The organism is Haloechinothrix salitolerans (assembly GCF_042662605.1).
GTDB lineage: Bacteria > Actinomycetota > Actinomycetes > Mycobacteriales > Pseudonocardiaceae > Haloechinothrix_A > Haloechinothrix_A salitolerans.
In genome coordinates this window covers 2,919,903-2,939,547 of the sequence record NZ_JBHSXX010000001.1, presented here as the reverse complement: position 1 = coordinate 2,939,547, position 19,645 = coordinate 2,919,903, and the positions used below count along the sequence as shown (strand labels likewise).

Genomic DNA, 19,645 nt, shown 5'->3' with positions numbered 1-19,645 from the left:
CGACACGACATGACCAGTACAGAGCACACCACCACATCCGTCGCGCCCGACAGGCCAGACATGGGTCGCCGCCGCTTCGTCACGTTCCTCGTCGCCGCGCCAACGCTGACCGTGGCGGCACGTCTCGGCATCGACCTCACCACCCATCCCTCGGCATTCGCCGCGGGTCGCCCTTCGGCGGCCAGTAGCGAGACCACGACGGAGACGGATCTCGGTACCACGTACGTGCTGCGGGTGACCAGCGACAACCGCATCGTCTTCGAGTCCCCCAAGGCCGACGTCGGCCAGGGCATCAGCACCGCGCTGTCGATGCTGATCGCCGAAGATCTCGACGCACGGCTCACCGACGTGCGCACCGAGCTAGCCGACGCCGCGAACCTGCCAGGCCAGTCGGTCGGCGGGTCCCTCTCGATCCGTGACGCCTACGACCCGGTTCGGGAGATGGCGGCGCAGGCCCGCGCCCGCCTTGTCACCGCGGCCGCGCGGCGCTGGGGCGTCGACGCCGACACCCTGACCACCCACGACACCGCGGTGCACGCCCCCGACGGTAGAAGCGAGACCTACGGTGCGCTCGCCGCGGACGCCGCCAACGTCACTGATCCCGAGGTGTCGACCGCTCCGAAACCGTTCAGCGAGCACACCGTGATCGGCAGCCCCGCCTCGCAGCAGGAGGGACGCGCGATCGTCACCGGCGCGATGACCTTCAGCCTCGACGTGCCGGTGGCAGATGCGCTGCCCACCGTCGTCGCCAGGCCACCGACGATCTATGGCACCGTCGAGTCCGTCGACGCCTCGGCGACGACATCGATGTCCGGCGTGATCGCGGTGACCACCATCCCTACCGGGGTCGCCGTCACCGCTCGCTCCTTCCACGAGGCGATGCGCGGGCGCGACGCACTGCGGGTGACCTGGGGGCCGGGTCCGGTCGACGACGTCTCGGACAGCACCATCAACGAGCGGCTGGCGCAGGCCATCCCGCCGTTCGCCGACCCGCCACTGCTGTCGAACCACGTCGACGGCCGGTTCGAGTTCGCCTTCGTCAACCACGCGCCGATGGAGACGAACGCCGCCACCGCCGACGTCCGTCCCACCTCGGCCGTGGTCTGGTCATCAACCAAGGTACCCAACAGCACCCGGCGTCAGGTCGCCGAGGCGATCGGTTACGCGGAAGACGCCGTGACAGTGCATGTGACGCGCGGCGGTGGCTCGTTCGGCCGTCGATTGAGCTCGGAAGCGCAAATCGAGGCCGCGCGCGTGTCACACGCGCTGGGTAGGCCCGTCAAGTTGATGTGGACCCGCGACGACGACACCCGCCACGGCAGGATGCGCCCGGCGAGCATGCACCGAATGCGCATCACGTACCTCGCGGGCGAGATGGTGAGCTTCGAGAACCTCAGCTCGGCGGTGCAGCTGGACTTCGGGGTGAGCTCGGTCATCACCGGCATCGACCCCGGCGCGCTCGGCTACCCATCGATCGGCTCGGCGTTCTTCGCGCTCACCCAGCACACCCCGTACGCGCTAGGCACCGAAGCCAAGGAGCTCAACGAAGTCCCGTTGAAGTTCCCCACCGCGACGTGGCGCTCGGTGTACTCCGGGCACAACCGCGCGGCCGAGGAACTGATGATGGACCGGCTGGCCAGCAAACTGGGCAAGGATCCACTGGGGCTGCGAATCTCGCTGGCCAAGGACCAGCCCGCCAAGGCGCTGCTGCGGCGCCTGCGCACCGAGAGCGGGTGGGGGTCGAGCCTGCCCGCCGGCTGGGCGCACGGCGTCGGCTACCACGAGGAGTACGACGGCAGGGCCGGCTGTGTCGTGACGATCGACGCCACCGACCCGAAGGCTCCCCGTGTCATGTCCGCGCTGGTGGTCGCCGACATGGGCATCCCGGTGAACCCGCGCGGACTGGAAGCGCAGTTCATGGGCAGCGTCATGGACGGCATTGGCACGATCCTGCGGGCGGGCAACCACATCGACAACGGCAGCGTGCGGGAGTCCAGCTTCGCCGACTTCGCCTGGCCCCGGCAGCGGCACGCGCCGAGGGACTTCCGGCTGGTGCTGATGCCCGCGACGGGCACCAGCATCGCCGGTGCGGGCGAGATCGCGGTCCCCGCCGCCGCGGCGGCGGTGGCGAGTGCCTTCGGGCGAGCCACCGGCACCCAGCCGTGGCGGTTCCCACTCACCTTCTAGCGCTTGGCGTTCTCGCGTCGTCGCAGCTCAGCGAGCCAGGAAGCGAACAGCCACCACGCGGTACCGACGACGGTCACCGCGAGTGGCGCCAGTACGAAAGTCGCGGAAACGGACATGCCCCGAGCATGACTCGAGACGATCGAGAAAAAACCCGGATTTACCCGTAACCCGCTACGTATCTCCTCGTTGACCTTTACAGGTGTAGTGTGCCCAATAGGCTATTTGGCCTATTGACCTGGTCAGTATCGGCGCATAGCTTTTCGGCACAATGGTGCGAAGGATCCCCGACCCGAGACCACGGTCATCTCTTCCCGTCGAAGCCGCCAGCTTCGTCGGCAGGCGCCATGAACTCGCCAAGATCCGCACACTGCTCGGGAACAACCGGCTGGTGACGCTGCTTGGTGTTGGTGGTGTCGGCAAGACGCGGCTGGCGCTGCGCGCCGCCCACGACCTGCGGCGCGCGTTCCACGACGGTGTCTACGTCGTCAATCTCGCGGGGTTGTCCGACGCCGGGCTGCTCCCCCAGACCACCGCCGCCGCGCTCGGCATGCGCGACGACTCCCCGCTGCAACCGACCGAGCGACTGATCGAGCAACTGGCCGAGCGACAGGTCCTGATCGTGCTGGACAACTGCGAGCACCTGATCGACGACTGCGCGATGCTCGTTGACGCCATCCTCTGTGGCTGCCCCGACGTCAGGGTGCTGGCGACCAGCCGCACCGCGCTACAGATCGAGGCGGAATGCACGTTGCCGCTGCCGCCGCTGTCCGTGCCGGAAGCACCGGAGAACCCGGACGACCCGGGCGGCATCGTGTCCGCTGAGGCCCTGCTGGCCTCCGACGCGGTCGAGCTGTTCACCTCCCGCGCGACTGCCTGCTACCCCGACTTCGAGCTGACCGAAGACAACGCCCCCGCCGTCGCCGAGCTGTGCCGCCGCCTCGATGGCATCCCGCTCGCGCTGGAACTCGCCGCGGTACGCATCCGCTCGCTGTCGGTGCGGCAGATCCTGGACGGCCTTTCCGATCGATACCGGCTGCTCACCCAAGGCAGCCGCACCGCACTGCCCCGGCAGCGCACACTGCGCTCGCTGATGGACTGGAGCTACGACCTGCTCACCGAGGAAGCCAGGCTGCTGTGGGCCCGGGTCTCGGTGTTCGCGGGCAGCTTCGAGCTGGACGCGGCCGAAGGCATCTGCCCCGACGACGCGCTGGCACGCGAAGACGTCCTCGACCTGCTCGCCGAGCTGGTCGACAAGTCGGTGCTGCTTCGTGACGAACGGGACGGACAAGCGCGTTACCGGCTCCTGGAGACCATCAAGGAGTACGGCCTTAACCGGCTGCGCGCCTCCGGTGAGCTCGCTACGCTGCGGCAGCGCCACCGTGACTGGTACGCGGGGCTTACCGCGCACGCGCTCACGCAGCTCGAGGACGGCGAGCAGATCGAGGCCTACCACCGGCTCCGCGCTGAACAGGCCAACCTGCGTGCGGCGTTCGAGCTCTGCACCGCCTCGTCCGATGACGCGCGGCTCGGGCTACGGATGGCCGCCGACCTGCGTCACTTCTGGATCATGTCGGGCGCGTTCAGCGAAGGCAGGCGCTGGCTGGAGGAGTTGCTGGCGTTGGCGCCCGCCGCCCCGGAAGCCGTTGGCGGGCTCACCGCGGCGGGCAAACTGGCGGTGCTGCAAGCCGACGTCACCGAGGGACGGCGGCTGCTCGCGCGAGCACGCACGCTCGCGACGTCGACCGGCCAGGAAATGTGGCTCGCCGAGATCACCCACAACGAAGGCATCGCCTCACTGTTCCACGGCGACCCCGCCACCGCGCTCACCCACTTCACCGAATCCCACGACGCGCACAAGAAGGCGGGCAACGACTTCGGCATCATGGTCGCGCTGATCCAGTCCGCCGCGGCCAGATCACTGCTCGGCGAGACCAGTCACGCGCTCGAACTGTGCGAGGAGTGCCTGGAGATCAGCACGCGGCACGGTGACCGCTGGTGCGCCGCGCTGGCGATGTGGACACAGGCGTTGCTGCGGTGGCACTGGAACGAACCGAAACGCGCCGAAGCACTGGCCACCGAGACCTTGGCGATCAAGGAGGCCTTCGACGATCGGCTCGGCATGGCCATGGCGATGGAGCTGATCGCCTGGGTCACCGAGCAACATGGCCAGCACGCCCGCGCGGCCACACTGCTCGGCGCCGTGCAGTCCGCCATGCGCTCGGTCGGAGCGACGTCGCTGTTCAAGCACCTCGAACGCGGCCACGCCATCTGCGAGGAACGCACGCGGGCCGCGCTCGGCGAGACCTGGCAGACCCATGTCGACAAGGGCGCCGCGATGGACACCGAGAGCGCGATCGACCTCGCGTTGCGGCGCACCGCCAAGCCAGTCGTGGCGCACCACGGCGCCAGGCTGGACGACGAACTGACCGGCAGAGAGCGGGAGATCGCCCAGCTTGTCGCTGACGGGCTGTCCAACCGTGACATCGCGGCCAAACTGGTGATCTCGCCCCGCACGGCGGAGAAACACGTCGAGAAGATCCTGACGAAGCTCGGTCTCAGCTCGCGCACCCAGATCGGGGTCTGGTTCGCGACCGGCCGGCAGGACGACCCCACCAGCTCGTCCTACTCGCGGTTCCACGACCGACATCACGCCGTCGGCGCCTGAACGATCGCCGCCCCCGCGGTGTGGCAATGAGGGTCCCCCACTCCCCCATTGCCACACGGGGCCGCGCCGGTGGAGAGCGCCACTGGGCTCGCCCATGCGATGCGGCGAGCACATCACCGCAGGTGACGCTACGCGGGCGACGACGTCACGACTACCTACGAAGGTCGGGAATCGGTCATCAAGATCCGGTCGACGCGCGCTCTCGTGACGGGCGCCGCGCTTTCGTGCACTCCCGCGCCACCAGCGGCGTGTCCCAGGTCCTGCGCCGCAGCCGAACCGGCACGTCCTCGCCGCGGGACTCGGCGGCGAACACGGCGGCGCGGGTGCGGCGGTACCAGACGGCCATCCGCCACGCCCCGGTCAGCAGCATCAGGACCAGCGCGGACAGGGCGATACGGAAGTTGCCGTCCGACAGCTGCAGCAGCACGCCAACCAGTAGCGAGGCGATCGTGGTCGCGAAGAAGCCACCGACGTTGACCACGCCGGTCGCGGTGCCGACCCGCCACAGTGGGTTGTAGTCGCGGGCGAGCGCGAACGCGACCGTCGAGACCGGACCGCCGAGGGAGAGCAGCGCGAACGCGACGAACAGCAGGCCGAGCGGGATCGTGCCTTGCCAGCCGAGCACCACCGCCCACACCACCAGCGCGGTGACGAGGTAGCCGATCACCAGCGGCATCCTGCGTTCCCTGCGACGCGAGGTGACCGCGCCGAGCAGCGGGCCGGTCAGCATCGCGCCGATGACCAGCACCATCAACACACTGCTCGCCGTCGTCGGCGAGTAGCCCTGACCTTGCACCAGGAACGGCATGCCCCACAGCAGACCGAGCGTGGTGGGGGCGAACATCGTCGAGAAGTGGGTCCAGAAGCCGAGCCGGGTACCGGGCACGCGCCATGCCGCGAGCACCTGCGCGCCGACCTCGCGGGCGGACGTGTGTCGCGTCACCTCCCGCACGCTCCCGACCGGGACGTCGCGCACCGCGAAGCGCACCAGGAACACGACCAGCGCCGTCACGATGCCCGCGCCGAGGAACGTCGTGAACCAGCCGGGACCGGCGAGCAGCAGCGTCAGCGGGACGGTGGCGGCGAGCGCACCGACGAAGCCGAGTGCGCTGGTCAGCGTCGTGACGATGGTGTACTGCCTGATCGGGAAGTGGTTCGCGGCCAGCCGCAGCACCGAGACGAAGGTGAGCGCGTCACCGAGGCCGAGGACGCCGCGCGCGGCCAGGCCGAGCCAATACGTCTCGGCGAGGGCGAGCAGCAGTTGTCCCGCGGCCAGCAAGACGAGGGCGGTGATGAGGATCCGGCGGGGGCCGTAGCGGTCGACGAGGACGCCGGTGGGGATCTGCATCGAGGCGTACACGCCGATCTGCAGCACAGTGAAGGTGCTGAGCGCGGCGGCGCCGACGCCAAATCGTTCGGCGGCCTCCAGCCCGGCGACGCCGAACGATGTCCGGTGGAACACCGCGAGGATGTAGACGAGGGCGCCGGTGAGCCACACGATCCAGGAGCCAAGCGAGGCGGATCGCACCGGGCCAGGCTGGGTGGGAATGGACTTCGACGGCGTGGACGACGTCGGCACGGATCTCCTTCACGGGCGGCGGGCGGACACGGACTCACGACGCGGCACGGGGCTGCCGGTGCGGCACTGGCCACGACAGGCAGCGCGGCGCGTCAGCTCGCGCTGCGGGCATTGGCACGCCCGCACGAGAACGGTACCCCCGTACCACTACGTATATCGCTCCGTGACCTCGAATCCATACCACTTTTCGCCGTGGGATCGACCACACCAAGACCCCGCGAGTCCCGACCTCACTCGGTGCGGAGGTGCTGCGTCGACACGGCGGCACGGAGCGCGGGGAGGCTCAAGACCGTCAGCAGCAGCGCGAGCACCGCCGCGCTCCCGAACGGCAACGCCACGACTGTCCAGTCGACACGGATGTGTCCAGCTGTAACCGGCAACAGAATCACGGCGAGCAACACACCACCCGCCAGCGCGAGCAGCGCCGCCAGCGCGAGGGGAATCGCATTCTGCCACAGCAGCGACCGTGCCAACGTGCCGAATCCGACGCCGCCCGCCGACATCGACGCCAACGCGCGTGCGCGTTCGCGCAGGTGCTCAGCCGAGGTGACCAGCACGCCCAGCACGGCCACACCAAGGACGAACAGCAGCCCCGTCATGAGCAACGCGCTGATCGAACCGATGCCGTGGTACGCCGAGGCGTACCTCGTGCCCACCACGGTCACGCCATTCAGCTGGTCCGAGGGGGTCGTCGATAGTCCGTAGGTACCCCGGACGTACTCCTCGATCTCGACCCGCAACGCGGGATCGACGGATCGTCCCAACACCGCGAACGCCATCGGCTCGACATAGTCGATGCGTTCGAACGCCGTCCCCAGCGCGGTCGGCGTGACCACCATCGAGACCTCGTCGAGCCCCGGGAACAGCTCAAGTTTCGTCGTGGTGGCCGAATGTGGCACCGTCCACCGCGCTGACGACGACTCGTCGATCACAAGGTCATCGCCCGGTCCCACGTCGCCGAGCACCCTCGGGTCGAGGAAGACGTCGCCGTCCTGGCACGTCGGCACGACGTCGCTGTCGAGCAACGGGCCACACTCCGCGATCAGCACCTGCGCCCCGGCATGCTGATACTTCTCGTAGAACATGACAGCGTGGTGCATCAAAGTGGCGCTCTCGACGTCGGGGCGTTGCCGCAACGCGGTCAACGCGGGCTCGGCGTCCGGCGGCGTCATGAGCAGAACCTCGCCGCCAGCGGCGGAATCATCCGTTCCGATGGACCCCGTAGCCTGAAGGCTGCCGATAATGACCTGCGCGGCGACACCGCTAACCAACGCGAGCGCGAGACCGCTGAACACCCGCGCCGACGTTCCGGCGTCAAACCGCAACCGGCGAATCGCGAGCTGCCACGACGGGCCACCGCGATCGAGCCGCGTGATCGCACGCTCCACCGCCCACGGCAGCAGGGCGGCGAGCCCGAGCAGCATCACGAGAACACCGAGCACAACGAGCGACGACTGGAGCGGGATGTAGGTACGTTCGAGGAACCTGCCGATCGACGCACGCCCCCAGGTTGGCGTGATCAAGATCGCCACGCCTGCCCCGAACAGCAGCAACCGCCACCAGAGCCGCCGTCTGCGCGCGGTGGCCTGCCGGACAACGCCCAACGGCTCCACGATGAGTCGACGTTGTGCCACCATGGCCGATCCGATCGCCAGCACCGGGACCACGCACACGATCACTGCCACCAGCACCGGCGATGGCACGATGTCCGACGCATACGTCGAGTACCCGAAGAACTCGAACTCGGCGACCACTGGCCGCGCCACGAGGAACAGCGCAGCACCCAGTAACAGTCCGAGCACGGCTGGCACCATCGACTCGGCGGCTGAGATGCGGCGAACTCGTCGTGCGGCCGCACCGACCAGCCGGATCGCGGCCAGTCGCCGGTCGCGTTCGGTACCGGCGATCCGCGTGCTCGCGCCGATGAGGATCAGAATGGGAAACAGCAACGTGACGACGCCAACCACGACGATCGTGGTGATATCCAGGGGCAACGGCGTGTCAGTGTGATCCCTGCCAAAACCATACGTGGCTCGGACCGGGTCTCTGGACTCTTCGGCACCGCGGGACAACGAGGCGTCCGCACCGATATAGAACGTCAAGTCACGCGGTTCCACCACGCCTGCCTTGCCGATGGTCGCCACGCGTCGCAGGCCGTCGAACCTGGACCGGAGCGATGCTCCCTCCGGTGAGTCCAGCAGTTCGGCGAGCGCGGGCGAGACCGCGAGTTCACCGGGCTTCAGATGACGGGACAACCCCGGCGGAACCGGAGCGCTCTCCCCTGACGGATAAACCCATTCCCCGGTGACCCATTCGTCGCGGAAGGCGAAACTGCCACTCTGCGTGTACAGCGGATCGACCCCCGGCTGCGGCACCGACTGCTGTAGCTGTTGCGCCTGCCGGACTTCATGCCGGTCCACGATGTTCGACAACGATGCCGCGCCCAGCAGCAACGCCACCGCCATCGCGACACCGAACGCGCCGACCACCAGCCGCAGCAACGCTGTCGCCGGGCTCCGGCTGACCCCCAGAGCCAGCCGGAACCCGAACGACACGTCGCGCCACCACTGGGCCAGCGCGTTTCCTCCCCCGGTCGGCGTCACGCCACTACCCCCGACTGAGTGCGGCCGTCACGGACGACCACCTCGCGGTCGGCGTACGCCGCTACCCGAGCCTCGTGCGTGACCAGTACGATCGCCGCGCCGCTGTCCCGCGCGGACCGCGTGAGCAATTGCATCACGCGCTCGCCGTTGAGCGAGTCGAGTGCGCCGGTCGGTTCATCCGCGAAGATGATCCTGGGGGTGGTGACCAACGCGCGGGCGACCGCCACGCGCTGCCCCTGACCGCCGGAGACGTCACCCGGTCGTTTGCGCGCCGCCTCAACGACGTCGAACGTCTCGAGCCACTGTTCGGCTTCCGCTTCCGCGAGCTTGCGGCGCATCCCGCCGAGTCGCAGCGGCAGCGCGACGTTCTCCAGGCACGTCAGCTCGGGCACCAGCTGTCCAAACTGGAACACGAAACCGAACTCGCCGCGTCGCAGCTCGCTGCGTTCGCCGTCGGACAACGTAGTCAGCTCACGGCCGTCGTAGCGCACCGATCCCGCGTCAGGTTTCATGATGCCCGCCGCGCAGTGCAGCAACGTCGACTTACCGGAGCCGGATGGCCCCATGACCGCGACCGTCTCCCCCGCCGCGACACTCAATGAGGCCCGGTCCAGCGCTTCGGTCGGCCCGAACGCCTTGAACAGCTCCGTAGCCGCGAGCAACGGCTCCGTGCTCATGTATCCCCCTCAGGCTTCGTGCGCACCTGTTCAGCCAGTTGATCGATCCTGGCCGCCGTCAGCTCGAGCCAGCGCAAATCGGCTTCCAGGTGGAACAGCGCGTGGTCGCAGATGAGTTGGTCGACCAGGTCACCGTCCGACTTGCGTTTGGTCAGCTCGCGCATGTGCTTGAGGTGTTCCGCGCGCTGGGCGTCGAGCACCCGCTGCGCGTCGCGGCCGGACAGCAACGCCAGCACCACCTTCGCGTAGAGGACGTTCTGCAGGTAGATCTCGGGCTTTTCCGGCGCGGCGAGCCATGCTTCGACATCGGTGATGCCCGCGTCGGTGATGGCATAGCGCTTGCGGTCGGGGCCGTCACCGGACTCCGTGCCGACGGCTTCGACGAGACCGTTCCGCAGTAGCCGCGACAGCGTCGAGTAGACCTGCCCGTAATGCAGCGGCCGGTCCGCGCCGAGGTGCGTGTCGTAGGCGCGCTTCAGGTCGTACCCGTGGCGCGGACCCGCCTCCAGCAGCGCGAGCAACGCATGACCGATCGACATGAAAGGGACTATACACCATGTGTATACATCGGGTGTATAGGTCACCCTCATGCGTCGTGTCCGACGCTCAGGCACGCGTGTTCGTACCGGGAGTAAGGAATACGACGTCGGGAACGTCAGACACAACGTCGTGAGTGTCGGACACAGCGTCGGGAACGTCAGACACAGCGTCGTGAGTGTCGGACACAACGTCGGGAACGTCAGACACGACGCACGTGGAGGCGTCAGAGGCGAGGGGCGTCCGCGAGGGCCTTACGAAGGACGTCCAATGCTTCGTCGGCGGTGCCGTCGATGGTGCAGCCTGCCGCGAGCCGGTGGCCACCGCCGCCGCACGCCTTCGCGACGGCCGAGACGTCGATGGCGCTCTTCGCGCGCAACGACACGGTCCAGCACTGTGACGCCGTGCGTGGCTCGGTTTCCTTGAGCACGATGGCGACCTCGGCTTCGCTTGTCGCGCGAACGACGTCGATAACGCTCTCGACTTCCTCGAACCGCACCGTCGAGGCGGCCTCGCGGGTCACGACGGCGTGCACGAGCCCCATGCCCTGCGCACCATCCGATTCGAGCCGCGCACCGGAGAGCACGTTCGCCAGCATCGGCAACCACGCGAACGGGTGAGCGTCCATCAGCTCATAGCTGACAACGTTGGCGTCGACACCCGCCTCGACCAGCCGTGCGGCCATCCGGTGCGTGTCCCCGCCGGCACGGCGGAACCCGCTCGTGTCGGTCAGCAGGCCCGCGTACAGGCACCGCGCGATGTTCGCGTCGAGCTCGTGGCCCAGTTCGTCCAGGATCCGGAGCACGAGGACGACGCTCGCCTCGGCCTCGACGTCGATGACGTTGTGCGTGCCGTACTCGGTGTTCGACGGGTGGTGGTCGATGACGAGCACGGACCCGCCCGCCCGCTTCGTCGCCGCCACGCGCTCACCGAGAACACCGAGCCGCTCGACAGCGGGTGTGTCCACCGCGACGAGCAACGGTTCCGACTCCGGCAGCTCGGCGGGCGGAACGACGAGGCCCTCGGCGTCGAGAATGCGCAGCGACTCCGGCAACTCGGCGGGCTCCGCGAAGCTCACACGCACGTCGGCGCCGCGAGCGCGCAGGGCGAGACCGAGCGCGAGCGCACCGCCGATGGCGTCGGCGTCCGGATTGACATGCCCCAGCAGAGTGACGTCACGCGCCTCCCGCAACAGGGTGGCGACGTCGGCAAGCGAAGTACTCACGGTGGGCACGCTACGCGCTCGGGTCGGCGACGTGTCCAAGCGCTACCATCGAACGCCCCGTTCCACCACGTCCGCGAAGGCTGTGCATGACCGACTACGTCCTTTTGGTGCTGCCCGCCGCCAACCGCGTCTACGCCGACGCCACGAGCAGGCTGTTGCGCCACGAGCTGGCCGTGCTCGGCAACCGCGGCATGGACGTCGAACCGCACGACCTCGCGGAGACCCGGATCGGCGGCGTCGACTACGTCGGGTTCAGCACGCCGTCGCCGCTGACCGACGACGACCTCGCGGTCCTGTCGAACGCCTCCGCCGCCTACGCGCTGTTCGAGGTCGTCGACGCGGATGAGCACGGGCGCGTACTGCGCCCGGTGACGCTCACGCCGCGAGATCGGTTCGACTCCGATCTGCTGACGATCCAGAAGTACACCGGGAAGACGAACGAGCTGTTCACGCGGCTGCTGGTGAACCTGACGTGCATGGCGATGGACGAGCCGCGTGCGATGCTCACGCGACGACTACGGCTGCTCGACCCGCTGTGCGGACGCGGCACCACGCTGAACCAGGCGATGATGTACGGCTTCGACGCGACCGGCGTCGAGATGGATGGCAAGGACTTCGAGGCGTACGAACGTTTCATCAAGACGTGGCTGCGCACGAAGCGCTTCAAGCACACGGCGGAATCCGGGGTGCTGCGCAAGAACAAGCAGCGCCTCGGCCAGCGGCTCGACATCACGTACGCGCCGACGAAGGAGCAGTTCAAAGCGGGCGAGACGAACACGTTGAGCTATCGAGGCACGGACACGTTCCAGGTGGATGAGTTGTTCCCGCCGCGCTCATTCGACCTGATCGTCACAGACGCGCCGTACGGCGTGCAGCACGGCAGCCACCGTGAAGCCGACCTGGCGCGCAGCCCACGGGACCTGCTCGCGGCGGCCGTGCCGGTGTGGCTGCGGGTGCTGCGGCCCGGCGGTGCGCTCGGGATCTCGTGGAACGTCAAGGTGCTGCCGCGCGATGAGCTGGCGGCGATCCTGCGTAAGGCAGGACTCGACGTCCACGACGGACCGCCATTCGACGGCTTCGTGCACCGGGTGGATCAGGCCATCGAGCGAGACCTACTGGTGGCGTCGCTCCCCCACTGAGGTCGGGAACGGGGGACACGGCGTCGGGACCGGGGGTGTCAGTCCTCTTCGGGTGTCCGATACGGGTCGGCGTCCCCTGCGGGCTGGGCGCCGGTGGCGCGGCGGGCGACCTCGGCGTCGGCCTCCCGTGCCTTGGCGAGCAGCTCGTCGATGCGGCGGGCGTCGTCCGGCATGGTGTCGGCGACGAACGTCAACGTCGGGGTGAACCGGACGCCGGTGCCCTCCCCGACCTTGGTGCGCAGCACACCTCGCGCCGACTCAAGCGCCGCGGCGGCACCAGCGATGTCCGGCTGGGCATCGACGCTGTCGCCGAGCACGGTGTAGTACACGGTCGCGTCCCGCAGGTCACCGGTGATCCTGGTGTCGGTGATGGTCACGTTGCCGAGGCGCGGATCCTTGATCTCGTGCTCGATGGCGGACGCGACGATCTGCCCGATCCGCTTCGCCAGCCTGCGTGCGCGTGTCCTGTCAGCCACGGCGCACCTCCTGTTCGTGCTCCTCGTCGTCCGGGCCGAACCAACGCCTGCGCGCGGACAATAGTTCCAGTTCCGGTCGCCCGGCCACCTGCCGTTCACAGGCGTCGAGCACATCGATGACGTGACTGGCATCAGCGGCGACCACGGCGACACCGATCAACCCGCGTCGATGCAGGTCAAGATGTCCCGCCTCCGCGGCACTGACGTCGAACCGTCGCCGCAGTTCCGCGATGACCGGACGCACCACGGACCGCTTCTGTTTCAGCGAATGGACATCACCGAGCAAGACGTCCAGCTCCAACGCACCCACGTACACCGTGCTCACCCCATCACGCCCTTGCCGGTGCGGCTGGCATGGGGACGTCCACAACAGACGTCCCCATGCCAGCGGCGAAGGCCGCGCTTACTCGCGCGGCTTCTCGCGCATCTCGTAGGTCTCGATGACGTCGTCGACCTTGATATCGCTGTACTTGCCGAGCGTGAGACCGCATTCGAAGCCGTCACGGACCTCGGTCGCGTCATCCTTGAACCGCTTCAGCGACGCGATCGGCAGGTTCTCCGCGACAACGACGTTGTCCCGCAGCAGCCTTGCCTTCGCGTTGCGGCGGATGATGCCCGACCGCACCATGCAGCCCGCGATCGTGCCGACCTTGGACGACTTGAACACCTCTTGGACCTCTGCCCTGCCGAGTTCGACTTCCTCGTACTCGGGCTTGAGCATGCCCTTGAGCGCGTTCTCGATCTCCTCGATCGCCTGGTAGATCACCGTGTAGTAGCGGACGTCGACGCCTTCGCGGTTGGCCATCTCAGTGGCCTTGCCCTCGGCGCGGACGTTGAAGCCCATCACGATGACGTTGTCGGCGATGGCGAGGTTGATGTCGCCCTCGGTGATAGCGCCGACGCCGCGGTGGATGATCCGCAGCTCGACGTCCTCACCGACATCGATCTTGCTCAACGCGTCCTCAAGGGCCTCGACGGTACCCGAGTTGTCACCCTTGATGATCAGGTTGAGCTGGCTGGTCTCCTTGAGTGCCGAGTCAAGGTCCTCAAGGCTGATCCGCTTGCGCCGCGCCGCGTGCTGGGCGTTGCGGATGCGGGCCTGCCGCCGCTCGGCGATCTGCCGCGCGGTGCGGTCCTCCTCGACGACGAGGAACGTGTCGCCAGCGCCTGGCACCGAGGTGAACCCGATGACCTGCACCGGACGGGAAGGCAGCGCCTCCTTGACGTCCTCGTTGTGCTCGTCGACCATGCGCCGCACGCGACCGTAGGCGTCACCGGCGACAACCGAGTCGCCGACCCGCAGTGTGCCGCGCTTGACCAGCACCGTCGCGACGGGACCGCGGCCTCGGTCAAGGTGCGCCTCGATCGCGACACCCTGCGCCTGCATCTCCGGGTTCGCCCGCAGGTCGAGCGTGGCGTCCGCGGTCAGCAGGATCGCTTCCAGCAGCCCGTCGAGGTTGGTGCCCTGCTTGGCGGAGATGTCGACGAACATCGTCTCGCCGCCGTACTCCTCCGCGACGAGCCCGTACTCGGTGAGCTGCTGACGGATCTTCTGCGGGTTCGCGCCCTCGACGTCGATCTTGTTGACCGCGACCACGATCGGCGCCTTGGCGGCCTGCGCGTGGTTGATCGCCTCGATCGTCTGCGGCATCACACCGTCGTCGGCCGCCACCACGATCACCGCGATGTCGGTCGAGCTCGCACCACGGGCACGCATGGCGGTGAACGCCTCGTGACCAGGGGTGTCGATGAAGGTGATCAGCCGTTCCTGGTCGTCGAGCTCGGTCGCGACCTGGTAGGCGCCGATGTGCTGGGTGATGCCACCCGCTTCGCCCTCAGCGACCTTCGCCTTCCGGACGGTGTCCAGCAGCTTGGTCTTACCGTGGTCGACGTGACCCATCACGGTCACGACCGGCGGCCGGTACTCGAGGTCCTCCTCGTCGCCCGCGTCCTCACCAAAGGTGATGTCGAAGGACTGGAGTAGCTCGCGGTCCTCCTCCTCAGGGCTGACGACCTGAACGTTGTAGTTCATCTCGGAGCCGAGCAGCTCAAGGACTTCCTCGGAGACGGACTGCGTCGCCGTGACCATCTCACCGAGGTGGAACAACACCTGCACCAGCGATGCCGGGTTGGCGTTGATCTTCTCGGCGAAGTCGGTCAGCGAGGCACCGCGCGGCAGCCGGATGGTCTCGCCGCTGCCCTTGGGCAGACGCACACCACCGACGGACGGCGCCTGCATGTTCTCCATGTACTCCTGGCGCTTCTGCCGCTTCGACTTGCGACCGCGCTTGCTCGGACCGCCGGGACGGCCGAACGCGCCCGCGGCGCCGCCACGGCCACGTCCGCCACCGGGCCCTCCTCGGAAGCCGCCGCCGCCACCGGGGGGACCGCCAGGTCCGCCACGGAAGCCGCCGCCACCGCCGCCGGCGGGAGGACCACCGGGTCCACCGCGACCGCGACCGCCACCGCCGCCGGGAGGACCACCGGGACCGCCACGGCCACGACCACCACCGGGCCCGCCACGGCCGCCACCGGGACCACCGGACGGCTTCGCCGGGCGCGAGGGCATCATGCCGGGATTCGGCCTCGGTGGCATGTTTCCCGGGCTCGGCTTGCTCGGGCTGGAACCACCACGCGCGGCGGCGGGACGCTCGGCGCCGCCCTGGCCACCACCGGGACGACCCTGACGCTCGCCGCCCTTACCGCCACCAGGGCGCGCGCCACCTGGCCGGGATTGCTGGGTACCACCGCCGACGCCGAACGGGTTGTTGCCAACCCTCGGCGCGCGCGGACCGGGCTTCGGACCCGGCTTGGGGCCCTGCGGCTTCGGCGGCACCACCGCGCCACCAGGACCGGGCTTCGGTGGCTCCTGCCCCGGACCCGGCTTGGGGCCAGGCTTCGGCGCCTCCGCCTTCTCCTGCTTGGGCTCTTCGGCCTTCGGTTCCGCCTTGGGCTCCGCCTTCGGTTCCTCGGCCTTAGGTTCCTGCTTCGGACCTGGCTTGGGACCGGGCTTTGGCGCTTCCGGCGTCTTCGGCTCGGCGGGCGCCTCGGGCTTCGTGTCCTTGGTGTCCTTGGCCGGCGCCGACTTCGCGCCGGACTTGGACTTCGCCTTGGCACCGCCGTCGGTCTTGGCGCCACCGTCCGACTTGGGGAACGCGTCGCGCAACCGTCGGGCAACCGGTGCCTCGACGGTCGATGACGCTGATTTCACAAACTCGCCCTGCTCCTTGAGCTTGGCGAGAACCTCTTTACTCGTGACTCCGAGCTCTTTCGCGAGCTCGTGCACGCGGGCCTTGCCTGCCACTGCTCTCCTCGTCTGGTGAGGCCGGCGGCTAGACCCGCAGACCTCGTCCTATCGTCGCGCGTTCATGGCTTCAGCTTCACGGCTGACTCATGACGGGTCGACCTGCTTCCTTTACCTCGGCAAGACACGAGACTTCCTCGTATCTGTCTTGTCGCCACGAGCTAACGGAGCCGACGATCGAGATATTCCTCGACGCCGTTGACGTCGAGCGCACCAGAAACCCGCAATGCCCTGGGAAACGCCCTCCGCCGAGCCGCGGCGGCAAGACAACCGGGGTCGAGGTGCAACCACGCTCCCCGGCCGGGCATCCGTCGACGCTCGTCGACGACTACCCGCCCGTCCACCGCGACAACTCGCAGCAGCTCGCTGACCGACGCCCGTTTCCGACATCCGATACACATTCGCACCGGACCCTCATGTCGAGGGGCCGAAACCGCGCCATCGATCACACTCAAGTCTAACCGTTGTCTCTGTTCCGGCCACCATCCCCCCACGGCGGCGCCGCGGTTAGTCGGCGGGACCGGCCGCGGCGGTGTGCGGCGGCTCGACCCTGGCCGCGTGCGCCGGTTCGCCGGCGCCCGCCGCGTCACTGCGGATATCGATGCGCCAACCGGTCAACCGCGCCGCGAGCCTCGCGTTCTGGCCCTCCTTGCCGATGGCGAGCGAGAGCTGGAAATCGGGCACGACGACCTGTGCGGTCTTGGTGCGCTCGTCGACCACCCGCACCGAGACGACCTTGGCCGGCGAGAGCGCGTTCCCGACGAACACCGCTGGGTCATCGGCGTGGTCGATGATGTCGATCTTCTCGCCGTTCAGCTCGCTCATCACGTTGCGCACGCGGGAACCGACGGGCCCGATGCAGGCGCCCTTGGCGTTGACGCCAGGCACCGTGGAGTGGACCGCGATCTTGCTGCGGTGCCCCGCCTCGCGAGCGACCGACGTGATCTCGACGGTGCCGTCGGCGATCTCGGGCACCTCAAGCGCGAACAGTTTGCGTACCAGATTCGGGTGTGTGCGCGAGAGCGTGATCTGCGGGCCACGCATGCCGCGCGATACCCCGATCACGTACGCCTTGAGGCGCGCGCCGTGCTCGTAGGACTCGCCGGGCACCTGCTCCGCTGCGGGCAGCACGCCCTCGGTGTCTCCGAACGCGACGACGACCATGCCGCGCGCGTTGGCGCGGGAGTCGCGCTGCACGACACCGGCGATGATCTCGCCCTCCTTGGCGGAGAACTCGCCGTAGGTCTTCTCGTGCTCGGCGTCGCGCAGCCGCTGCAGAATCACCTGCCGTGCGGTGGTGGCGGCGATCCTGCCGAAGCCCTCCGGGGTGTCGTCCCACTCCTCGGCGACCTCGCCGTGCTCGTCGAGCCGGTAGGCGATCACGCGGACGTAGCCCGTCTTGCGATCGATGTCGATCTTCGCGTGCGGCTGGTGACCCTCGGTGTGCTTGTACGCGGTCAGCAGGGCGGACTCGATGGTGGCGAGCACGGTCTCGAAGGGGATGTCCTTGTCCCGCTCGATCGCGCGCAGTGCCGCGATGTCGACGTTCACTTCGGATCCTCCTTCTTCTTACCCCCAGTGTGACCCTGACCGGCCGTTTTCGCCGCCTCGATGACGTCTGCCTCGTCCGCTTCGAGCTGTTTGAGCTCCTCGGTGCGCGGCTGCTTGAACTCGATCTCCACGACCGCCTTGGCCACCGACTGATACGAGACGTCGACGATCCGGGAGTCGACGAGCACCCGTGCCCGTGTCTCTCCCGCGTGACCCACTCGGCCGACGTACTCCTTGCCGTCCTTCGGCGTGATCCGGACGAGGCGGAACCGGGCACGACGCCAGTGACGCTGCGTGGTCAGCGGCCTGCTCAGGCCTGGCGAGGTCACCTCAAGGTCATAGGAGCCGGCGATCAGGTGGTCGTGGTCGTCGAGCGCTGCGGAGACCGCACGGTTCGCGTGCGCGAGCTTGTCGACCTCGACGCCGTCGTCGGAGTCGATCGTGACCTTGACCAGCTTCTTGCGACCTGCCTGCTGAACCTCGAGTGCGTCGAGGTCGAAGCCGACGCCGCTAACCGCGTCGGCCACGATCGGTTCCAGCCGTTTGGCGAGATCGTTGGGCAAGGTGACTCTCCCCTATTCGGCTGCGGCGAGCAATTGTCGTTGGTGTCGCGACAGCTGGCCGGAATCGGTCCCCACCGACGCGGTCAGCGCTGTCGCTGTCTACCCAGCTTAGAGCAAGCCGCGCTGACACGAACGTTCGCGCCACCGAGGCGAACCCGCCCAGCGACGCCTGGCAGGATGGATCACCGTGCGTGCAGGGGCTAGACCGGTGATCACAGGGCTGAGCAGGCGAGAGCTGCTGCGATCCTGCGCGCTGGCCGCGCTCGCCGTGCCACTCGCCGCATGCCGCGAAGGCTACGACGACTCACCCGATCCGTTGAGCGCGCTCGTTGCGGCGGCCCGGGCCGATGCCAAAGCAGCCCGGACGATCACCGGATCGGGCGCCGAGATCGCCACCGCCGTGGCCACCGTGCGCGCCGCGCACGCCAGCGCACTCCAGCGGGAGGTCGACCGCGCCAACCGACCGACCGTCGCCCCGCCCCAGCTCACGCCGGTAACGGACCTGGCGTCCCTTGGCGCACGATTGCGCACGGCGGCAGACCGCGCGCGGGAGCTGATGCTGACGGCACCGTCGCACCGGGCCGGGCTGCTCGGGTCGGTGGCCGCGGGGTGTGCGAGTGCCCAGGCACTGGACGACGCGCTGGGCGAGGTGACGAAGCCCACATTCGACGCGCCTTCGACGTCCGGGGAGCTCGGCGAGGAGGTGCTTGGCACGCTGCAGCAGGCGCTGGCCGCCGAACACGCCGCCCTGTGGATCTACGAGCTGGTCACCGCCTTCCTCCCCGAGGCGTTCGACGACAGCATCGGCGCCGCGATCGATGAGCACCGAGCGCGCGGGGACGTCGCGACGAGCGTGCTCAGCGACAGCGGGGTGACGCCGGTGCTGGCCGAGCCCGCCTACCGGCCGCCGGAGCCGGTGACGGACGACGTCTCCGCCATGGCGGCCGTCGTGTCCGCCGAAACGGACGCGGCGACGACATGGCGCGGCGTCCTTGTCCGCACCGATGACACCGCCTTGCGTGGTTATGCCGCTGACGCATTGCGAGCGTCAGCGGTGCGCGCGACCCACTGGCGGGCGGAAGCCGGGATGTCCCCCGCCGCGATCGCGCTGCCGGGTACGCCCGGCTGACCCGCCAACC

15 protein-coding genes are annotated in these 19,645 nt (G+C 68.6%); 4 read left to right on the top strand and 11 right to left on the bottom strand.

Annotated elements, in window-relative coordinates; all coding sequences use genetic code 11:
* Positions 1-9 precede the first annotated feature (9 nt).
* Both ACFQGD_RS13940 and ACFQGD_RS13935 read left to right on the top strand, forming a co-directional pair.
* A complete protein-coding gene (locus ACFQGD_RS13940; protein ID WP_345398133.1) occupies positions 10-2,187 on the top strand; it encodes a molybdopterin cofactor-binding domain-containing protein in 2,178 nt (725 codons plus the stop codon).
* A 268-nt stretch (positions 2,188-2,455) separates the two neighbouring features.
* The gene (locus ACFQGD_RS13935; protein ID WP_345398130.1) at positions 2,456-4,852 is read left to right on the top strand and encodes an ATP-binding protein; all 2,397 of its coding nucleotides are present in this window, start codon (positions 2,456-2,458) and stop codon (positions 4,850-4,852) included.
* Positions 4,853-5,030: 178 nt separating this feature from the next.
* Here ACFQGD_RS13935 and ACFQGD_RS13930 read toward each other — a convergent pair whose 3' ends face one another.
* The 5 genes from ACFQGD_RS13930 to ACFQGD_RS13910 form a co-directional block, all read right to left on the bottom strand.
* Entirely contained in the window at positions 5,031-6,401 is a 1,371-nt protein-coding gene (locus tag ACFQGD_RS13930) for an MFS transporter (protein WP_390183620.1), read from the bottom strand.
* 260 nt (positions 6,402-6,661) lie between these two features.
* Positions 6,662-9,034 carry an FtsX-like permease family protein gene (locus ACFQGD_RS13925; protein WP_345398127.1) on the bottom strand — a complete coding sequence of 791 codons (2,373 nt, stop codon included), beginning with the start codon at positions 9,032-9,034 and terminating at the stop codon, positions 6,662-6,664.
* On the bottom strand, positions 9,031-9,711 hold the full coding sequence (locus tag ACFQGD_RS13920; RefSeq protein ID WP_345398124.1) for an ABC transporter ATP-binding protein: 681 nt from the start codon (positions 9,709-9,711) through the stop codon (positions 9,031-9,033). The genes ACFQGD_RS13925 and ACFQGD_RS13920 overlap by 4 nt, the downstream gene beginning before the upstream one ends.
* Positions 9,708-10,250, bottom strand: a complete 543-nt coding sequence (locus ACFQGD_RS13915) for a PadR family transcriptional regulator (RefSeq protein ID WP_345398121.1) — start codon at positions 10,248-10,250, stop codon at positions 9,708-9,710. Before ACFQGD_RS13915 ends, ACFQGD_RS13920 begins: the two co-directional genes overlap by 4 nt.
* Before the next feature lie 224 nt (positions 10,251-10,474).
* A complete protein-coding gene (locus ACFQGD_RS13910) occupies positions 10,475-11,473 on the bottom strand; it encodes a DHH family phosphoesterase (RefSeq protein ID WP_345398118.1) in 999 nt (332 codons plus the stop codon).
* A gap of 86 nt (positions 11,474-11,559) precedes the next feature.
* Here ACFQGD_RS13910 and ACFQGD_RS13905 point away from each other — a divergent pair, with 86 nt between their 5' ends.
* The gene (locus ACFQGD_RS13905; RefSeq protein WP_345398115.1) at positions 11,560-12,612 is read left to right on the top strand and encodes a TRM11 family SAM-dependent methyltransferase; all 1,053 of its coding nucleotides are present in this window, start codon (positions 11,560-11,562) and stop codon (positions 12,610-12,612) included.
* Between the two features lie 38 nt (positions 12,613-12,650).
* On the opposite strand, the gene rbfA is transcribed toward ACFQGD_RS13905, so the two are convergent.
* From rbfA to rimP, 6 genes are all read right to left on the bottom strand, one after another.
* Positions 12,651-13,088: a 30S ribosome-binding factor RbfA gene (rbfA, locus tag ACFQGD_RS13900; protein ID WP_345398111.1), complete on the bottom strand. Its 438-nt coding sequence runs from the start codon at positions 13,086-13,088 to the stop codon at positions 12,651-12,653.
* Positions 13,081-13,404 (bottom strand): DUF503 domain-containing protein, encoded by a 324-nt coding sequence (locus ACFQGD_RS13895; RefSeq protein ID WP_345398772.1) that lies wholly within the window; start codon positions 13,402-13,404, stop codon positions 13,081-13,083. The genes rbfA and ACFQGD_RS13895 overlap by 8 nt, the downstream gene beginning before the upstream one ends.
* 87 nt (positions 13,405-13,491) lie before the next feature.
* A complete protein-coding gene (infB, locus tag ACFQGD_RS13890) occupies positions 13,492-16,392 on the bottom strand; it encodes a translation initiation factor IF-2 (RefSeq protein WP_345398108.1) in 2,901 nt (966 codons plus the stop codon).
* 161 nt (positions 16,393-16,553) lie between these two features.
* Positions 16,554-16,793 carry a DUF448 domain-containing protein gene (locus tag ACFQGD_RS13885; protein WP_345398105.1) on the bottom strand — a complete coding sequence of 80 codons (240 nt, stop codon included), beginning with the start codon at positions 16,791-16,793 and terminating at the stop codon, positions 16,554-16,556.
* A gap of 106 nt (positions 16,794-16,899) precedes the next feature.
* Positions 16,900-17,943, bottom strand: coding sequence for a transcription termination factor NusA (gene nusA, locus ACFQGD_RS13880; RefSeq protein ID WP_345398102.1), 1,044 nt, complete (start codon positions 17,941-17,943; stop codon positions 16,900-16,902).
* Positions 17,940-18,506 carry a ribosome maturation factor RimP gene (gene rimP, locus ACFQGD_RS13875; protein ID WP_345398099.1) on the bottom strand — a complete coding sequence of 189 codons (567 nt, stop codon included), beginning with the start codon at positions 18,504-18,506 and terminating at the stop codon, positions 17,940-17,942. The genes nusA and rimP overlap by 4 nt, the downstream gene beginning before the upstream one ends.
* 208 nt (positions 18,507-18,714) lie before the next feature.
* On the opposite strand from rimP, the gene ACFQGD_RS13870 reads away from it, so the two are divergent.
* Positions 18,715-19,635 (top strand): ferritin-like domain-containing protein, encoded by a 921-nt coding sequence (locus ACFQGD_RS13870; protein WP_345398096.1) that lies wholly within the window; start codon positions 18,715-18,717, stop codon positions 19,633-19,635.
* Positions 19,636-19,645 lie beyond the last annotated feature (10 nt).

What these genes read in the sequence shown, in the direction of transcription:
- ACFQGD_RS13915 (WP_345398121.1), bottom strand. Translation starts at nt 10,250, where the DNA reads ATGTCGATCGGTCATGCGTTGCTCGCGCTGCTGGAGGCGGGTCCGCGC.
- ACFQGD_RS13885 (WP_345398105.1), bottom strand. Translation starts at nt 16,793, where the DNA reads ATGTGTATCGGATGTCGGAAACGGGCGTCGGTCAGCGAGCTGCTGCGA.
- ACFQGD_RS13905 (WP_345398115.1), top strand. Translation starts at nt 11,560, where the DNA reads ATGACCGACTACGTCCTTTTGGTGCTGCCCGCCGCCAACCGCGTCTAC.
- ACFQGD_RS13935 (WP_345398130.1), top strand. Translation starts at nt 2,456, where the DNA reads ATGGTGCGAAGGATCCCCGACCCGAGACCACGGTCATCTCTTCCCGTC.
- ACFQGD_RS13940 (WP_345398133.1), top strand. Translation starts at nt 10, where the DNA reads ATGACCAGTACAGAGCACACCACCACATCCGTCGCGCCCGACAGGCCA.
- ACFQGD_RS13920 (WP_345398124.1), bottom strand. Translation starts at nt 9,711, where the DNA reads ATGAGCACGGAGCCGTTGCTCGCGGCTACGGAGCTGTTCAAGGCGTTC.